The organism is Phycisphaeraceae bacterium (assembly GCA_019636555.1).
Lineage (GTDB): Bacteria > Planctomycetota > Phycisphaerae > Phycisphaerales > UBA1924 > JAFEBO01.
Window position 1 is genome coordinate 567,443 of record JAHBXH010000001.1, and the last position, 17,487, is coordinate 584,929.

The following is a 17,487-nucleotide window of genomic DNA, read 5'->3' on the forward strand; positions in this document are numbered from 1 at the left end:
TTCACCGATGAAGACACCGAGCGATTAACCCGCGATGCGCGTTGCTGATTGCCACCGTGTGGAGTTCATCATGTCGTATCCACCGTCGAAGACCCGGCTTCTTCGTCGGCTGCGTGGCGTACCACGTTCGAAAATGAACTTCCCGGTGCGTGGTGCAGAACACGCTGCAAGTTGGAGCGCTGCTCTCCAGTTCCAGATCATGGAGCCCGAGCTGCGCGGCGAGCGCGGGCCCGTCCGGCATTTTTTTGTCCCCTTCCCGTGCCGGTGGCTGCCAGAGCCCCGCCCACAGGCCATTTGCCGGACGCTGCTCGAGCAGATACGAGGCCTTCCCAGATGCGTCGCGCCGCCACACAACGATGACGTCGTGAAAGACTCGCCGAATCCGCGCCCGCGGCTTCGGAACTGGAATAGCCCCAGACAATTGCTCATTGCTCGCGACGCAAATCGAGCGCAGCGGGCATTGGCCGCACCGCGGGCGGTCCGGTGTGCAGATTGTCGCACCCAGTTCCATCAAGCCTTCGTTGAACTGGGCAACCTGCTCGCCGCGGACGGACAACGCGACGAGCGCGCCCGCGCGCGACCAGGCCCAGTCGATAACCGCCCGTTCGCTGGCGTGCCCCCGCTTCGCATCCAGTCTTTGCAGCACGCGGCACACATTGCCGTCCACGATCGGAGCCAGCTCGCCGAACACGATCGACACGATCGCTCCCGCTGTGTACTTTCCGATTCCCGGGAGCTGCACCAGTTTCTCGATGGAATCCGGGACTGTTCCGGCGTGATCGCGCACGATGATTTTCGCGCACGCGTGCAGGAGCCGCGCGCGCCGGTAGTAGCCCAGCCCGGACCACGCCGCGAGCACTTCGGCCTCGTCTGCCGCGGCAAGCACCTCAACGGTCGGAAACTTCTCGAGGAACGCCTCAAATTTCTCGAGCACGCGCGAAACCTGCGTTTGCTGCAGCATGAGTTCGCTGACCAGCGATGGATACGCAAGCCGTGGGTTCGTCCGCCAGGGAAGCGCTCTCGCGTTCTTCGAGAACCACGCGGCCAGATCCCGCACGATTCGTCGGTCCCGGGCGGTTTCCCGTAGCCGACTCGGACGGGTGCTCATCCTTTGCTTCGGTTTCGGTGCGATTGCTGCTCGCGGCACCGTTCTCACTCCGCCTCGGCGAGCGCCTTTTCGACGGCGCCCTTCACCGATTTCCACGTCGCATCGGCCCGCTTGCCCACCGTCAGCCAGTCCGTCGCGATGAGCACGTTTTCGACTCCCGAAACCCGGAACAGGCGCGCCGCCAGAGGATCTTGCGCGGCCGATTCCGCAGACCGATACGACCGTGGAGTCTCGCTGCGACCTTCCAGTGGCGAAATCGGGGCGTCGACGACGATCTTCACCGCGCTGGGGTTGGGCGTTTCCTGGAACTCTCGCACTCTATAACCCATACAAGCCGAAGAGTAGACTCATGGGCTTGCGGGGCCGCTTCCCCGCAGGCTTCAGGGACTGTTGATTCACCGTGTTTCCCACTCGCCTCAATGACCTGTTCACGCGCCTCTCGGCCTACTCGGCCCTGGTGGTCGCCTTCGAACTCGCGATCATCTGGGTCTGCGTGTACGCGATCGTGCGCTTCGTGCAGGGAACGCGCGCCGCGGGGGCGCTCAAGGGTCTGCTGCTCATCGGGATCGTCGCGGGCATCGCGGCCCGCGTGCTCGGCGGCGCCGAAGTTTTTCAGCGCATCGGCTTGCTCTATGACCGGCTCCTCGCGTTCCTGGCGATCGGACTGGTCGTCATCTTTCAGCCCGAATTGCGCCGCGCGCTCGTTCGCCTCGGCGAGACCCCGTTTTTCAAATCATCGCCCAAGGAAATCGCCCTCGTCATTGACGAGATCTGCGAGGCGTGCAAGAACCTGAGTCGCGCCCGCTTCGGCGCGATCATCGTCATCGAGCGCTCCATTGCGGTCGCCGGCGCGGTCGAGGGCGGCACGCCGATGAACGCCGAACTGAGCGCGCGGCTGCTCCAGACTATTTTCTTCCCCGGTTCGGCTCTGCACGATCTCGCGGTGGTGGTGAAAGGCAAGAAGATCGCTGCCGCGGGCGTGCAGCTGCCGCTCGCCGAGCCCGACGAGATGCCCGACAAACGGCTGGGCTCACGCCATCGTGCCGCGGTCGGTGTGAGTAAGGAATGCGACGCGCTCGTCGTCGTGGTGAGCGAGGAGTCCGGGCAGATCCGAATCGCCGAACGCGGCCGGCTCTCGGTCATGTCGAATTCCGAAGAACTCGAGATCGAACTTAAGAAGCGGCTCAACCCACAGGCGATCAAACAGGCCATCGACGAAGCGGTTGCCGCGGCCCAAGCAGAAGCCGCCGCGGAAGACGCGTCTGCCGCCAATCCGTCCAACGAGGCGACCAACTCGTTCGAGGCGATCGGTCAAGAACAGCAGGGCGACGAGGAGTTCGGCAAGGGGGCCGCCTGAACATGGTCGAACGCATCAAGACCATCCTCCTCGTCTCGGTCATCACCGTCCTGGTATGGGTTTTTGCGGAGGCGGAGAGTCTGCAGCGCCGCGACCTTCGGTTCTCGCTGCAATTTGTGTCCGATGCGCCGAACGAGCGTGCCGTTCAACCCGAGGAATCCTTCCGCGGCACGATCACGATCAGTTTCTCCGGAAGCGCGAGCGCCTTTGCCCCGGTTGAAGAGTTTTCTCGTGCCGGCCCGCTCTCGCTCACCATCGGTTCGCCCGGAGTGCCCGCATCTCCCGGTGAGCATGTCATCCCGCTTCGAGACGCGCTCCGATCGGATCAGACTCTTCGAAAACTCGGCCTGACGATCGACCGGGTGGAGCCGCCGACGGTCACTATTCGCGTCGAGTCGATGGAGGTTCGAACCGCACGCGTGGTCGTGGATGTCGGCGATTCCGATCTTGATGGTGTACCCGAAGTCAGCCCGGCGACCGTGAAGGTCTACCTTCCCACGGATATCGCCGGCGCCGTCGGATCGACGCCCGAAGTATTCGCGACGCTGAGGCCCGACGACCTTTCGCGTCTTCTCGCCGGTCGGCGCGAAAAGGTGTCGGGTGTTCGTCTCGAGCTCCCCATCGCGCTCAAGAACAAACGATCGGTTCGGATCGAGCCGCCCACCGCGTCGGTCACGCTCGCCATTCGCAATCGGCAAGCAACAACCGAACTCACGGGCGTTCCCGTCCAGGTGCGCATGGCGCCCGGAGAACTTTCCCTCTGGGACGTCTCCATTCCCGAGCAGGATCGCTTTATTCCCAAGGTCACCGTCAGCGGCCCGGCAGAGCTGATCGACCGCGTCAAGCGGGGAGAGATCAAGATCGTGGCTTCGGTCAATCTCTCGTTTGAGGATCTTGAGAAGGGCATCACGCAGAAAGACATCGTGTTTTCCGATGTCCCCTCGCTCCTGAAATTCGATACCGAAACCCGCCTCGTGCGCGTGAGCATCAAGAAGCGCTAGCGTCCGTTTCCCGTTATTGGGGCCGGATTCGGCCGACGAGAGCAGCCGGTTTCTTGCTTGCATCGAATCGACCCGGGGTTAGACTGATAGTGCGGGTTCTGAAGGCCCGTTTCGCACTTTGGAGGTGTCTCGTGAAGTTTGCTGCATACGCGCTCGGCGTTGCGGGAATGTGCTTGTGCGCTCACGCGCAGAACATCTGGTCTCCGAAAATTGATCGAACAACCGGCGCCGCGACTTTGGTCTACTTCTGGGGTCCGACCCCGGCGGTGTTCACGACGTACGCACCCATGCCGGTTCCCGCGAATCACTTTGTGTCGGGCTTGGAATTCACGCCCGACCACCGACTCTTCGCGACCGTGCAGGGGCCTGAAGGTTCGATGGTTCAGGGGCTCTACAGCGTCAACCTCGCGACCGGCGCGACGACCCAGGTCGGCCCTCCGATCGGGCTTGCATCGAATGAAGTCATCACCGATCTCGCGTGGAATCCGGTGACGCACCGCTTTGTCGGCGTCGCGACTCCAACCAGCGGCGGGCTCACCTCCCGCCTCGTCACCTTTGATATCAACACCGGCGCGATCATCTCCTCGGCGACGCTGCACTCCGATGTCAACGTGCTCCATGTCGGTGTGACCTGCCGCCCGAGTGGCGAGTATCTGCTCATGGAAGTGTTCAACAGCTGGATCGCGCACGTTGTGGGTGACGAGGCGATCTGGCTCGGCAACGTTCTCAGTTTCAAGCCGGTCTTCAATCAGGGAATCGGAACCGACTTTCAGACCGGCAGGATCTGGTACGCGTCATTCAAGCTCATCAACGCGCTGCAAGGCACCGGCCAGCCTTCTTTGCGAACGGTCAACCCGACGACTGGCGTCGACACGTTCATCGGCGATCTTCCGGGCGGCAGCAACGCGCTCTACACCGACGCCGCAGTCGAGCCCCAGCAGATCCACTGCCCCGCTGATCTCACCCACGACGAACTCGTGGAAGACGGCGACTTTGTCGTCTTCGTTTCGCAATACGCCGCCCTCGAGTGCGGCACGCCCGCGATGACCGGGGGCTGCTCGGGCGATTTCAACTTCGACGGCGTCGTGGACGATGCCGACTTTGTGATCTTCGCCGCGGCATACGACGCGCTGGTTTGTCCTTGACCGTGCATCTGGTTCGCATCAGCCTCCGAACCCCGGACCCAATCGGTCCGGGGCTTTGTTTTTGGGCGCGCCGGCTTGCTTCTTCGGACGTCCCAAACCCCCGGTTCGGCTCAGCAATCCGGCATTTGGCAGGGTGTCGGCCGACGCCCACGGCTCGCAAAAGGGATGACCTTTTGCGGGGATAGACCTATGGTTGCAGCCCATCCGGGAGCCTCAGACTCAGTGTCGGGGCTCGACGCGGGTGCGGGCTGAAAAGGACCCCGCCGTGAAGATCAAGACCGACGAGATCGCCAGCGTTATTCGTCAGGAAATCCAGCAGTTCGCCACGCAGCTCGAAGTGTCCGAAGTCGGGCGCGTGATCGAGATCGGCGACGGCATCGCCCGCATCTACGGCCTGTCGAACGCGATGGCCGGCGAACTCCTCGAGTTCCAGACCAGCGAAGGCGCGGTCATGGGTCAGGTCTTCAACCTCGAAGAAGACACCGTCGGCGCGGTCATTTACGGCGACTACAAGTCGGTGAAGGAAGGCGACGTGGTCAAGGCTACGGGCCGCCTGCTCGAAGTGCCGGTCGGCGAGGCGCTGCTCGGCCGCGTGGTCGATCCGCTCGGCCGCCCGATCGACGGCATGGGCCCCATCAACACCACCGAGTTCCGCAAGGTCGACATCATCGCCCCGGGCATCGCCGAGCGTCAGCCCGTGACCGAGCCGGTGCAGACCGGCATCAAGGCGATCGACTCGATGATCCCGATCGGCAAGGGCCAGCGCGAACTGATCATCGGCGACCGTAAGACCGGCAAGACCGCCGTCGCGCTCGACACGATCATCAACCAGAAGCAGTATTGGGGCACGAAAGACGCGGTGGTCTGCATCTACGTCGCCGTCGGCCAGAAGGAATCGACCGTTGCCGCCGTCGTTGAGACGCTCCGCAAGCACGGCGCGATGGACTACACCATCGTCGTCACCGCCGGCGCATCCGACCCGGCCCCGATGCAGTACATCGCGCCCTACTCCGGCTGCGCCATGGGCGAGTACTTCATGTGGCAGGGCAAAGACGCGGGCAGCAAGCAGCCCAAGCACGCGCTCTGCATCTACGACGACTTGTCGAAGCAGGCCGTCGCCTATCGCCAGCTTTCGCTCCTGCTCCGCCGTCCGCCGGGCCGCGAAGCGTTTCCGGGCGACGTGTTCTATTTGCACTCCCGTCTGCTCGAGCGCGCGACCAAGCTCTCGGATGAGAACGGCGCAGGCTCGCTGACCGCGCTCCCCGTCATCGAGACGCAGGAAGGCGACGTCTCGGCGTACATCCCGACCAACGTCATCTCGATCACCGACGGTCAGATCTACCTCGAGCCCGAACTCTTCTTCTCCGGCGTGCGCCCCGCCATCAACGTGGGTATCTCGGTCAGCCGCGTGGGCGGCAACGCCCAGGTGAAGGGCATGAAGAAGATCTCCGGTTCGTTGCGACTCGACCTTGCCGCGGCACGCGAGCTCGAAGCGTTCGCCCAGCTCGGCACCGAACTCGACAAGGCCACGCAGCGCCAGCTCGACCGAGGCCGCCGCATGGTCGAACTGCTCAAGCAGGGTCAGTACACGCCGTTCCACGTGACCGATCAGATCATCTCGATCTTCGCGGGAACCAAGGGCTACCTCGACGACGTGCCGGTCCCGGCGGTTCGCCAGTTCGAAACCGGCCTGCTCGAATACATGAGCACGCTCGGCAAAGCAACGCGCGATGAGCTCGATCAGAAGAAAGCGCTCGACGCCGGCCTTGAGAAGAAACTTGAAGACGCGATCAAGGCGTACAAGAGCACGTTCAAGGCGAAATAGGCTTGATCGTGGCACCGCCCTTCCGGGCGGTGTCATCTCCGAAGACCCTTCCCCGAGGGAAGGGGTTGGGGACAGGAGATTCTCCGTCACACAAACAACAAAGGGAGACGCATCACGCGTCTCCCTTTTTCATTGGACTGAATGCAACAGTTAGGCTGCTGATTCGCCCAACATTCGCTCTGCGGCTTGCAGATGCAAAAGACTCCGCTGCCCGGGCCATCAATCGGCACGCGGGGAAATCGGAGTTGCAGATCGTCCGGGCGCGTGCGTCGCTGAAGGGAATCTCTTTTTTTCACCACAAAGAACACGAAGAGCACAAAGGGGCACAAAGAAGAGGCAAGAAAGGAAAGGCGGTTCGCCACGGAGAGCGCAGAGAACGCGGAGAAGACGGGAGAGTTCAACTCAAAGGGCTCGAAGGGCTCAAAGAGATAGCGGGGCGAAGAGGCGGCCTCTACGAGCCCGAAGCGCAAGCGAGGACGCGGAGATATCCATTCCGGCGCGACGGCCCGGTTGACTCTGCCCCCTGCCACTGTGTGACCGCTTCCGCCGCGACTTTTCGCGCTCGCGCCGAACATATGCCCGCTGGCGCCGGGAGAGCTGGCCGCCCTCCCCGGCACCCCTCCGGCGAATGGAAATGCCTTATATCTGGCTTGTCGTTTACTGTCGGCTGCGATCGCTCCCCAACGCCCTGCGAACGGTGTATTCTCGTGGCGACCGGAGAGACCCGTTGTGCCCGAACAGCCACCAAGAGAAAAACCAGCCAAACGACAGTCCTTCGCCCAGCGAAGCGCTGCCACACTCGCATCGTCTGATGCGAGTCTAAAGGGAAAGATCCCAGACGACGTCCTCGATCTTTACGAGGTTCATCAATGGAAGCACGCGGCGGCCATACTCAAGACGGATTTTCCGACCGAGTTTTCGGATCTCATGTCAGTGCTGCGTGATTTCAGGATTCACAAGCGCCAAGTCATGGTCGGAGGAGGCGGCAAAACAGACATCGCCGCAAGCCTCGATGCGGGACTGTACAAGCGCGGGTGGTCGAAGAAGCGCTGGGATACCAAGATCGTGGTTGACGTTGAAGAATCGAAGTCGCCAACGCACGAGGTTGACAACTTCAAGAATCGGGTGGCGGTCGAGGTCGAGTGGAGCAACAAGGACCCGTTCTTTGATCGAGATCTCAACAACTTCCGGCTCCTCTTCGACTTGCGAGTTATCAGCGTCGGAGTCATTATTACGAAGTCGGACAACTTGGCAGCGGTCTTCGATGACCTGGGTATCTGGTCCAAATACGGCACTACGACAACGTGGATGCACAAGCTGATTCCGCGCATTGAAGGTGGGGGCGGGGGCGGTTGTCCGCTTCTGGTGTTCGGCCTAACAAGAAAGATCTTCGTTGAGGATTAGCCGATGAACGATAAATCTAAAGCCAGAGAAGAAGCGAGATTGGCCGCAGCCGACCTAATGGAATTTGGTTCTGGTTCCGTCGCCACTATTCTCGCCGATCCCCCGTGGCAGTTCTCGAACAGCACGGGCAAGGTGGCACCGGAACACCGCAGGTTGCTTCGGTACCCCACTATGAATCTAGCGCAGATCATGGAGCTGCCGATTGCGCAAGTCGCCGCACCCAAGGCCCACCTCTACCTGTGGGTTCCAAATGCGCTCATCGCGGAAGGGCTCGAGGTTCTGAAGCGTTGGGGCTTCAAGTACAAGAGCAACATCGTGTGGTACAAGGTGCGCAAGGATGGCGGCCCCGACCGGCGCGGTGTCGGCTTCTACTTCCGCAACGTCACCGAGGTCTGCTTGTTCGGCATTCGGGGCCGGAACAACCGGACGGGACCTGCCGGACGCCGGCAGCCGAACGTGATCGTGTCCCGCAAACGCGAACACTCGCGAAAACCGGACGAGATCTACAACATCGTCGAGTCGTGCAGCCCGGGGCCGTATATGGAACTGTTTGCTCGCCACACTCGGCCGGGGTGGTTGCAATGGGGCAACGAGGTCGGATCGCCTGCCGCAAAGCTGCATCGCGGATACCGCGGCGGATCAATCCCTGTCGCTCAAGTCTTGCCCACTTCCAGCGACCACGGCATGCGATTGATTGCTGTGTAGGCCCCTTCCCCTGCCGGCGGCGGATTGTACATTTGGAGTGACGGACCACGCGATCGGAGTTCGGGGGCTTGGGGCGCGCGGCGGGAATCTCCGTGGCGCTCCGCCGACAGGGGAACGGGCTCGGTGTGCAGTTGTGCGGGCGCGTGCCGCGCGGCGGACAGGCTGAAAAGTTGGTTGGCTCGGATGCGCACCGCGCCGAAGTTCGCAGCGGTTGACCGACACGCCGCAGAGCAAGCCCATACCCCGCTCGGCGGAGCATCGCGTCGGCATCCATCACCGCAGAACGCGCACGCCGTCCAAGCGCTTCGGATGCGGCGATCCCTGTACAATCCGCCGCCGGGCGGGGTGTGGGCGGTCCTTGAACGGCCACCCTTGGTAGTACCTTGCAGTCGAACAAACTTCAGAGGACCCGTTATCCCGCATTGCGCCCTCAGGGTCGAGCAAGCTTGATTATTCAACGGGCTTGGTGGCGGGTGGGCCGCTCCTCACGAACGTTGCATATTGGATGGCATCCAAATTCGGCGCTTCAGGATCGGCCGCCGTCCCCTGCTCGCTATAAACCGATATCAACGTCCCGACGACTCGTGGGTTGCCGTCTAGATCAAAAGCAATCACCGGCGCGCCCGACCAGCCGGGCCTGATTCCCTTCGCGTCGGGCCGCAGGTATGCCAAGCCGGTTGTGTCATCCGAGTCACGGAAACGGCGAGAGGGGGTCGCTACGACAGTGGCGGGCACAACCATCTGCGGAACGTCAAAGGTCATTTGCGGCGTGATCGCCGAGACGACACGATCAAAGCCGACTACTGCGACGCGCGTGCCCGGAGGAAGATCGCCCAAACCGTCAAATGGCAAACCGCGAATTGCAGGATGAGGAGCAAGCCGCAGCTGCGCCCAGTCATCCCCTTGTGAACCAGCGCGAAACTTTGAGTAGTCTCCGCCGTGGACGGTATCCCATTCGACGGGGGTGCCGTCCAGAAAGCCGCTCTTATAGCTCTTCAAAAAAAAACCCGAGCCGGGGTGAATCTCCAGTACGTGCTTGGCCGTTCGAAACTCACCGTTCTCCAACATGACGCCAATGGCGCCGCGCCGGAGACCCGGCGCGGCGCCTTCCCAGCAAAGAACTCGCACCGGCAGATCGCCCGCCGCCGCCGGCTCGGCCGGATTGGCTTCCGGCAAGTGGCGTTGGTGCTCACAGCTACCCGCGAGCATCACGGCGAGCGCCCCGGCAGTGCGAAAGAGTGCGGACCGACTCATTTCTCAGCAAATGCGATTCACCGCACCCTCCCGAGGGGTCGGATCGGATGATATTGCTCCGGAACGAGCGCCATGTTCGAAGAGTATCGAGTGTAGAGCACGTCAAAGTCAATGAAGCCGACAACCGAGTTGTTCGCGGCAATGATTGGCGTCAGCGTACCGACACGGAACTCCAGGAACAGTTCCGGAACCACGCCGTCGGAAGGGACGACCATTCGGCGGACGCCTGCTTCAGCCAGATACGAAGCAACCTGACTTGTGGAACCGCTGACAGTCGTGTCGCTTCCCGACTGCGAAACCGTTACGTCGAACGGTGACGTATCGGGCCAGTGAAAGAGCGACGCGGTGGGAAGTGTGAAAGTCGCCATGTCGTTCTCTTCGTCGAGCAGTCCGCCGCCGACCGTGTTGCCCGATGGCGGCTCTTCGCCGTTCTCGTCAATGGGGGGAACGCCCGTGCTGCCGCCTTCATCGTCCGGGCGGGCGGGCTCGATGACGACCTGTGGAAAGCCGCCACCGCCCGGAACTTCGCCGGTAATTTCAAACTCCGCACACCTCATGCCGAAATAGGTCGGGATACACACGTACTTCTTCCCATTGGGCGCTTTGTAAACGGGCAACCCGTCAGGAGAAGTGCCCACCTGAACGCTGCCGGGCGGCAGGGCTTCTGGCCATCCGGTCCAAACCTTCAGTGTTCTTCCGTCCGGATCCACATAGTGGATTGTAACTCCCGGCTTGTAGGCGCATGAAGCCACAACCGCAGAGACCACGGCGATCGCCGCACCCATCCGAACTGCCGGCGCCAATCGAAGTGCCACTGCTCGACCTCACTTACTTCCGCGACCCTTGGTTTTGTCCACATTGCAAATAGGCGGCAGGATCGCGCCCCACCCTGCATTCCCGACTTGCACAAACACGCCGGAACGGGCAGAACTTATCAAAACCAACGTCGGAGTCAAGTCGAACTCATAGTCTTTACATTGAACAGCAATTCCACAAACTTGTGGAATTGCTGTGGTACTTACAGAGTCCTCGCGAATATGGCTCGGAAATTGATCGTTTCGTGTGTGTCAGTGGGTCTACGCCGCCACCGTCGCACTCACCGGCTCCGACCACGGGCCCGCAACCCCGCCTGCGGAAATCCATCTCAGCATGTAGACGGCTGTCTTGCCCCCGTCTTTGACTTCGAATTCGGCCGTGGCCGTACCGTCGGTGGAAAGAGAAAGGAACTGCAGCGCGCTCGGGTCCGTGGGCGTGGGGGTGCCCGCATCCACAAGTTTGAGGCGCAGTTCCGCGCCCAGCGTGCCCTTGGGCTTGGCGCGGCGGGTGGGCGTCGCCGCGTCGGTAAAGCGGATCGTGTGACGCAGACGCAGGGCGGTATCCACCCGCGCGATCGGCGCGCTGGTCGGCGTGGGGGTGGGGGTGCGGCCCGAAGCCCGAACAGTCAAACCCATCGAAGCGCGGTCGGCGTCGGTGACCGTGGGAAAACCCTGGATCGCGCGGGCCGCTTCACGCGCGAGCGATTCGTACGCGGCGCGGGCCTCGTCCTTCTGCTGCGTCGCCGCCTCGGCCGCGGCCTGCTTCTGCACGTGCTGCGCGTAGGTCGCCTGCCAGAGAATCTGCGCGTTGAGCAGGCGGAGCGCGAGGTCTTCCGAGATCAGGTTGTTGATCAGAAAGTCGGCGGCGGGAGACGCAAAGCCGTTCTGCCATGTGTCGAACTCGGCGTCGGCGCGGGGGATGTAGTTGGGGCGTGATGCGGCCATGATGAGGACTCCTGCGGGTGCGTGGGCGGGTGGGGCTTCACCACAGAGGACACAGAGAGCACAAAGCGGTGCGAAGCGGAGCGAGAAACAAAAAAGGAAAACCCTTTCCGCTCTTGATGATTCCTGACACTCTCTTCTGTCTTCCTCCGCGTTCTTTGTGTCCTTTGTGCTCTTTGTGGTGAAGTGCTTGGCGCCTTCTCCTTCTTCGCTGTCTCTCTCTGTGTTCTCTGTGTTCTCTGTGGTGAACTGCCTTTGTTTCGTTCCGGCGTGCGACCAAGCCGCGGCGGGGTACCGGCTTGCTCCTTTCCGGATCGAGCGGAGAAGCGTCCGACTTGAGCGGATTCGTGTACTTCTCGGCTAGACGCGCGAACGGATCGCGCGGAGCGAGCGACGGCTGTGCCGGAGAGGCGTCCGGATGAGCCGGAGAAGTGTCCAATTTGGCCGGAGGATCATTCGAAAGAAGCGGAAGCAACACCGCGAAGTCAGAGCGCGACCCCGGTTCGGGTCGCGCGGAATCAAAGCCCACATCGCCAGCAGCAACCCCACCCCCACCCCCATCCCGCCGACGGCCGGGTGGACGACGCCGATTTCATTCTCTTCTCCGCGCAGTACGACCTCATGCTCTGCGCCGATCCGCTGATGCCCGATTCGTGCAGCGCCGACTTCAATCAGGACGGCTTCGTGGACGACGCCGACTTTGTTCTGTTCGCCGCCTACGACGCGCTGCTGTGCCCGTGAGTTCTCGCCGCGCGAAGCAGCCGTGCGCGTCAACACGTTGTAGGGAGATTTCCGGTTTTTGTGTGCTCTCTAACTTGCCTGGCTCGGCTTGTCGCACTGACCAATCCGGGTTCTTGACGCGACAGCTACCCTGACGTTCTGGCTGGCCGTCGTTCAGAATTCCCGCGAGAAGGAGATCAGTATGGGCGTTCAGGTTCCCATTTTGTTCGCTTTCGTCCCGCTCGTCGCGCTCAGCGGCACTTCGTTCGCAGGCCTTTCCCAGAACGTGATCGCCTCGCCCGGCGGCTTTTTGCAGGCTGGCTGCGATCCGGGCCCGACGGGCGGCGGGTTTTTCTGGCCCGGCTACGACCTGGCCGGCGCCATCAGCGGCGCCGGGTCGATGCTGAACGAGAGTTCGTTCGTCGGCCTGAGCGTTGCCGCGAATTCGGCCAGCTCGTCGGCGACGAATCTCAACAACAACTCCTCGGGTATCGCGGGCATGGGCTACGTGCTCATCAACGCGTTCAACAACGCGCCCAACAACAACCAGTTTCCACTCGGCGCAGTCAACGGCGGATGGAAAGAAACCTTTACAGTCACGAATCCGAACTACACCGGACAAGCGGGATATCTGGTGTTCGAAGTTGCGGCCTCGGGATTCCTGAAGGCGACCGGTTTCGCGGGTGCGGCCTCGGTGCTGGTGACCGCGTACAAAGACAACAACCAGCTGATGGCGAACCAGTACTTCAACCCGGGCGATTCCGATCTTCTCAGCACCGATCGTCAGTACGGCAACTGGGCGATCGCCACCTACGGCAACCCGAGCGTCGATAGCAAGTCGTTCAATGATTCGGTCACGATGGCTGTGCCCATCACTTTCGGAACGCCATTCACGCTCGGTGTGTACGCGTGGGGCAAAGCGGGCATGCGCTCTTCGAGCGGCGTGGCGGGTAATTCCACCGCCTTTATTCAGGACGGCAAGGTTCGCTGGGGCGGCATTCTCAATGTTCTCGCGGGCGGCAATTCGGTCATCGCGACCAGCACCGTGAGCGGTGCTTCGGGTAAAGACTGGGGGCCCGGCACGCAGCCGCCCGACCCCTGCCCGGGCGATCTCAACAACGACGGCTTTGTCGACGACGCGGACTTCGTGGTCTTCGTCAACGCGTACAACATTCTCGACTGCGCCGATCCGTCGATGCCCGTTCTGTGTCCTGCGGATATGAACGGCGACGGGTTTGTGGACGACGCGGACTTTGTCCTCTTCGTCGCCGCATACAACGATTTGGTGTGCGTCTGATCTGGCCTAGCAGGCTGTTGAAATTCTGATTGTGCCTACTGCGCCGACGCATTGCAGACAACTTTCTGGCCCTCAGACCCGGGTCGCGAGGGTAGATGGCGGTTCGAAATTGCGACTGGTTGGAGTTTTTCAACAGCCTGCTAGGTTCTGTGCGGCGAAATGTACCTCAAGGGGAATCCGTCCCCTGGGGCATCGACCGGACCGAGGCTGTTCACACCCACCGATTTGCGATCTGGCCGCAGGCGCCGTGCAATTCCCATGGTAAAAAACATGTCGCAAACCGCCCAAATCTCGCTTGTCGAGCTTTGATCGCGTCCGGTATGCTCGGTTTCTCTCGACGGCGCCATGCCCATCGCCGAGGAAGGAGAGAGCAATGCCGTCACGGTTGTGTTTCGTCTGGATGGCCACGCCGACCGTCGCGCTTGCCGGACTATCGCAGAATGTAATCGTTTCGCCCGGCGGCTTCCTTCAGGCCGGCTGCGATCCCGGCCCGATCGGCGCCGGGTTTTCCTGGCCGGGGACCGATTTGGCAGGTTCTGTCGGCGGCGCAGGAGCGATGCTCAACGAAGGTTTGTTCAGCGGCCTCGGGGTCGTCGCGCGCTGGGCGAATTCTTCGGCCCCCGATCTGCACAACAGTTCTTCCGGCACCGCCGGCATGGGTTACGTGCTCCTTGATGCTTTCAACAGCGCACCGAATTTCAACCAGTTTCCGATCGGCGCCGTCAACGGAGGCTGGAAGGAAACATTCACCGTGAATCACCCGGCTCATACAGGCCAGCCGGGGTTCTTCATCTTCGGGGTCGCCGCGTCGGGCTTTCTCGAAGCGACCGGGTTCACGGGAAACGCGAGCGTGATGGTCACGGCGTACAAAGACGACTTTCAGTTGGCGATGAACCAGCATTTCAATCCCGGTGATTCCGATCTGCTGAGCACCGATCGCCAGTACGGCCACTGGTCTGTTCCAACGCAAGGAATTCCGGACATTTACAGCAAGGCTTTCAACGATTCGGTCACCATGGCAGTGCCGATCACATTCGGCACTCCTTTCACGCTAGGGGTGTACGCGCGAGCCTTGTCCGGCATGGGCTCGTCAAGCGGGTTCCCCGGCATCTCGACCGGTCTGGTGGAAGGAACCAAAGTCCGCTGGGGAGGCATCCTCAACATACTCGCCGGCTCCACGCCTGTCATCGCGGGCAGCGCGGTCGTAAGCGCGACGGGCAAGGACTGGGGTCCGGGCACGCAACCGCCGGACCCGTGCCCGGGCGATCTCAACAACGACGGCTTTGTTGATGATGCGGACTTTGTCATTTTCGTCAACGCGTACAACATTCTCGACTGCGCCGATCCGTCGATGCCCGTGCTGTGTCCTGCGGATATGAACGGCGACGGCTTTGTCGATGATGCCGACTTCGTTCTGTTCGTCGCGGCGTACAACAACCTGGTCTGCACCTGAAACATCGGAACGCTGGAACGTTTCTCGGTTTGGGAGCTTGCGAAGTTAGCCGTTTCGTCGCTCGATCTCGAAGCGGCATTCGGTCTCGAGCGCTTCGCCGGGCTTGAGGATCACGGTTCCGGTGCCGCGCACGCCGCGCGCTTCGAGGTTGAAGCCGTCGTTGACCTGCGTTTGCGGTTCGACCGCGATGAAGGGCAGGGGAGTGCCCGAAGTTCCGTTCGCGTGCGGTGCGAAGACAACGAGATGGCGCATCCTGCTCGAGGCGACGAGGCGCAAGGTGACGCCGCTCCCGGGCCAGCGGATTTCGGCGCTTCCCTCGAAGCCGGCGAAGACCGCGTCGATGTGCTCATCGGGAAGCGGCGCGAGTGTGGCGAGTCGCCGTGAGAGTTCATCAGGGGACGGCGCTCCCGTGGCGCACCCGGCGATGACCGGATAGCGTCCGCTCACCGGCGCGTGCACCTCGACAATGTCGCTGTCGTTCCACAATCGGCGCGAGAAATATGGGTGCAGCCCGGACCCCGCCGGGAACGCGCGGCTATCGCTATTGAGAACGCGCAGCCGCACGATGAGCGCCGCTTCTTCCAGGTTGTACTCGACGCGGCAGCGATAGGCCCACGGCCAGTTCGAGTCGGCGTGTGCCGCGCTGTCGTATTCCAAAGTTGCAGAGCCGGCATCCTGAGCGGTGACGCTCCAAGCTCGCTTGCGTACGTCGCCGTGCTGCGCCATCCCGTCCGCCGACGTTGGTTTGAGCGCGATCTCCTTTCCCTCAAACACAAACTTCGCGTTCGCGATCCGATTCGCCCACGGCGCCATGATGAAGCAGCCAAGCAGAGAGGCGTTTGTCTCATCCGGCGCGGCCCGCCTGAGAACGGGATAGAAGAATCCGCTCGGACCGAGCACGGAAAAATCGGCGATTCCCGCGCCGAGTTCCGGCGTGATCGTGATCCGAAACCCGGCGCGCTTGAGCGTGATCTGCGGCATGAAGATCTCCGGCGTGCCCTTCACCCCCTCGCGAGTCCGCTTCCGAAAGGGTTATCAGGATACACGTTGCCGCGATCAACGGCGGTTTGGATCCGGCGGGAATCACCCTGAACCGAGCTGTTTGCTCAATCCGATTCGCTCAAATCATCTTGAACCAGGATGTTCCGTTCGATTAGCATGAGTGGCGTTCAGTGGGCCAGCGGATGCGGCCACAACTCCCGTTCGGACCTCGTTCCGGCTCTCATCCTGCTGAATATGCCAATGTGTTGTCGGAATCGTGCGATCGGATGGAACAGGCCATGTTGCGAACGACAAGAATCTGGGGCGGCTTTGTCTCGGCGATCGCGGCGGTTTCGGCTGTTGCCGGTTGGAATACGGGCGACATCGTCTACGTCACTTCGGCGTCGGGTATCGGGCCGAGCATCCGGCCCGCGGTGCTGCGCATCCAACCTTCGCCGCTCGCGGTCTTCACGGTGCTCGCCGACAGCGGTATCCAGGGAAACGGCGCTTTCGATTCCTTTCGGAATCGGGCCGTGATCGTGCGCTCGGGTCAGTTCGGCGGCGTGATGTCGCTCCTCGATTCGAACGGTTCATTCACCGACATGCCCTATCCCGGAAACCAGGATGCGCAGCTCGTCGCGCCGACGGGCGACGGCCGGATTTATTTCCAGCGCTTCGGAAAGATTTCGTACTTCGATGCGGGCGGCACGGTCCACGATTTGCTGAACACAATCGGGTCGGGTGTGTTTGTGCTGCCGCGCCAGTGGGCGCGGATGTATTTCGATCCCACGACACACAGTCTCTTCATGGGTACCAATAGCGGCATCAACGCGCTGATCACCAAGATCCCCCTGACGCTGGACGGAACCCGAATCGCCGCGTCGCCGATCGACACGATCTTCGTGACCGCTCCGCTCGTAAGCCCTGTTGTCGTCGGCTTTTCTCCCGGGCCGAGCGGCACGGTCTTCATCAAGCTGGATGACAACTCCAATAACACCGCTCCGCGCATGCTGCTGATGAACCCGGCGACAATCGATATCTCGGTCTTTGCAAACAGCGGCTACTTCGGTGTAGGGGGCGAGATCGCGGGCTGCTACAGCTCCGTTCTGAATGCCGCGCTCGTGGTGGACAGCCTGAGCGACAAGCTTCGCATCTTCACGCTCGGTTCTTCAGGCGAAGGTCTGGCCAGCAATCAGCCATTGATTTCTTCGGGCGGAGGCTCGGGTGAAAACGCGGAGATGTTTCCGGTAACAGCATCGACCGCGTCGTGCCCCGGCGACATCAATAACGACGGATTTGTCGACGACACCGATTTCATATTCTTTGTTCAAGCTTACAATATTCTTGATTGTGCCGATCTGTCGATGCCGCCGGGTTGTCCGGCCGATTTCAATCACGACGGCTTTGTCGACGACTCGGATTTCCTGATCTTCGTGGTGGGATACAACGAGTTGGTCTGTCCGTAACGATCGCTCCGCGC

16 protein-coding genes are annotated in these 17,487 nt (G+C 61.8%); 10 read left to right on the forward strand and 6 right to left on the reverse strand.

Annotated elements, in window-relative coordinates:
* Position 1 precedes the first annotated feature (1 nt).
* Together KF691_02340 and KF691_02345 are read right to left on the reverse strand one after the other, a co-directional pair.
* On the reverse strand, positions 2-1,108 hold the full coding sequence (locus KF691_02340) for an A/G-specific adenine glycosylase (GenBank protein MBX3388275.1): 1,107 nt from the start codon (positions 1,106-1,108) through the stop codon (positions 2-4).
* 44 nt (positions 1,109-1,152) lie between these two features.
* The gene (locus tag KF691_02345) at positions 1,153-1,437 is read right to left on the reverse strand and encodes a NifU N-terminal domain-containing protein (GenBank protein MBX3388276.1); all 285 of its coding nucleotides are present in this window, start codon (positions 1,435-1,437) and stop codon (positions 1,153-1,155) included.
* Between the two features lie 71 nt (positions 1,438-1,508).
* Here KF691_02345 and cdaA point away from each other — a divergent pair, with 71 nt between their 5' ends.
* The 6 genes from cdaA to KF691_02375 all read left to right on the forward strand — a co-directional run bounded on the left by cdaA (position 1,509) and on the right by KF691_02375 (position 8,545).
* Positions 1,509-2,465, forward strand: a complete 957-nt coding sequence (gene cdaA / locus KF691_02350) for a diadenylate cyclase CdaA (protein MBX3388277.1) — start codon at positions 1,509-1,511, stop codon at positions 2,463-2,465.
* A 2-nt stretch (positions 2,466-2,467) separates the two neighbouring features.
* Positions 2,468-3,466: a hypothetical protein gene (locus KF691_02355; GenBank protein ID MBX3388278.1), complete on the forward strand. Its 999-nt coding sequence runs from the start codon at positions 2,468-2,470 to the stop codon at positions 3,464-3,466.
* Positions 3,467-3,597: 131 nt separating this feature from the next.
* Positions 3,598-4,611: a hypothetical protein gene (locus KF691_02360; GenBank protein ID MBX3388279.1), complete on the forward strand. Its 1,014-nt coding sequence runs from the start codon at positions 3,598-3,600 to the stop codon at positions 4,609-4,611.
* 265 nt (positions 4,612-4,876) lie between these two features.
* Positions 4,877-6,436 carry a F0F1 ATP synthase subunit alpha gene (gene atpA / locus KF691_02365; GenBank protein MBX3388280.1) on the forward strand — a complete coding sequence of 520 codons (1,560 nt, stop codon included), beginning with the start codon at positions 4,877-4,879 and terminating at the stop codon, positions 6,434-6,436.
* 729 nt (positions 6,437-7,165) lie between these two features.
* On the forward strand, positions 7,166-7,840 hold the full coding sequence (locus tag KF691_02370; GenBank protein MBX3388281.1) for a hypothetical protein: 675 nt from the start codon (positions 7,166-7,168) through the stop codon (positions 7,838-7,840).
* 3 nt (positions 7,841-7,843) lie between these two features.
* Positions 7,844-8,545, forward strand: coding sequence for a hypothetical protein (locus tag KF691_02375; protein MBX3388282.1), 702 nt, complete (start codon positions 7,844-7,846; stop codon positions 8,543-8,545).
* Between the two features lie 450 nt (positions 8,546-8,995).
* Here the strand turns inward: KF691_02375 and KF691_02380 are convergent, their stop codons facing one another.
* The 3 genes from KF691_02380 to KF691_02390 form a co-directional block, all read right to left on the reverse strand.
* Positions 8,996-9,721, reverse strand: coding sequence for a hypothetical protein (locus KF691_02380; GenBank protein MBX3388283.1), 726 nt, complete (start codon positions 9,719-9,721; stop codon positions 8,996-8,998).
* A 95-nt stretch (positions 9,722-9,816) separates the two neighbouring features.
* Positions 9,817-10,614 carry a hypothetical protein gene (locus tag KF691_02385; GenBank protein ID MBX3388284.1) on the reverse strand — a complete coding sequence of 266 codons (798 nt, stop codon included), beginning with the start codon at positions 10,612-10,614 and terminating at the stop codon, positions 9,817-9,819.
* Positions 10,615-10,875: 261 nt separating this feature from the next.
* Positions 10,876-11,559: a hypothetical protein gene (locus KF691_02390; GenBank protein ID MBX3388285.1), complete on the reverse strand. Its 684-nt coding sequence runs from the start codon at positions 11,557-11,559 to the stop codon at positions 10,876-10,878.
* 573 nt (positions 11,560-12,132) lie between these two features.
* Between KF691_02390 and KF691_02395 the strand changes: the two genes are divergently transcribed.
* The 3 genes from KF691_02395 (at position 12,133) to KF691_02405 (ending at position 15,026) form a co-directional block, all read left to right on the forward strand.
* A complete protein-coding gene (locus KF691_02395) occupies positions 12,133-12,297 on the forward strand; it encodes a hypothetical protein (GenBank protein ID MBX3388286.1) in 165 nt (54 codons plus the stop codon).
* A gap of 181 nt (positions 12,298-12,478) precedes the next feature.
* Entirely contained in the window at positions 12,479-13,573 is a 1,095-nt protein-coding gene (locus KF691_02400) for a hypothetical protein (GenBank protein MBX3388287.1), read from the forward strand.
* 373 nt (positions 13,574-13,946) lie between these two features.
* Positions 13,947-15,026 (forward strand): hypothetical protein, encoded by a 1,080-nt coding sequence (locus KF691_02405; protein MBX3388288.1) that lies wholly within the window; start codon positions 13,947-13,949, stop codon positions 15,024-15,026.
* A gap of 45 nt (positions 15,027-15,071) precedes the next feature.
* On the opposite strand, the gene KF691_02410 is transcribed toward KF691_02405, so the two are convergent.
* Positions 15,072-16,007 carry a hypothetical protein gene (locus tag KF691_02410; protein MBX3388289.1) on the reverse strand — a complete coding sequence of 312 codons (936 nt, stop codon included), beginning with the start codon at positions 16,005-16,007 and terminating at the stop codon, positions 15,072-15,074.
* A gap of 299 nt (positions 16,008-16,306) precedes the next feature.
* Here KF691_02410 and KF691_02415 point away from each other — a divergent pair, with 299 nt between their 5' ends.
* A complete protein-coding gene (locus KF691_02415; protein ID MBX3388290.1) occupies positions 16,307-17,473 on the forward strand; it encodes a hypothetical protein in 1,167 nt (388 codons plus the stop codon).
* Positions 17,474-17,487: the final 14 nt, after the last annotated feature.

Bases quoted from the DNA above. Each gene is read 5' to 3' on its own strand.
- KF691_02390 (MBX3388285.1), bottom strand. From the start codon at position 11,559: ATGGCCGCATCACGCCCCAACTACATCCCCCGCGCCGACGCCGAGTTC.
- KF691_02400 (MBX3388287.1), top strand. From the start codon at position 12,479: ATGGGCGTTCAGGTTCCCATTTTGTTCGCTTTCGTCCCGCTCGTCGCG.
- KF691_02410 (MBX3388289.1), bottom strand. From the start codon at position 16,007: ATGCCGCAGATCACGCTCAAGCGCGCCGGGTTTCGGATCACGATCACG.
- KF691_02375 (MBX3388282.1), top strand. From the start codon at position 7,844: ATGAACGATAAATCTAAAGCCAGAGAAGAAGCGAGATTGGCCGCAGCC.
- KF691_02415 (MBX3388290.1), top strand. From the start codon at position 16,307: ATGTTGCGAACGACAAGAATCTGGGGCGGCTTTGTCTCGGCGATCGCG.
- KF691_02345 (MBX3388276.1), bottom strand. From the start codon at position 1,437: ATGGGTTATAGAGTGCGAGAGTTCCAGGAAACGCCCAACCCCAGCGCG.
- KF691_02405 (MBX3388288.1), top strand. From the start codon at position 13,947: ATGCCGTCACGGTTGTGTTTCGTCTGGATGGCCACGCCGACCGTCGCG.
- KF691_02355 (MBX3388278.1), top strand. From the start codon at position 2,468: ATGGTCGAACGCATCAAGACCATCCTCCTCGTCTCGGTCATCACCGTC.
- KF691_02340 (MBX3388275.1), bottom strand. From the start codon at position 1,108: ATGAGCACCCGTCCGAGTCGGCTACGGGAAACCGCCCGGGACCGACGA.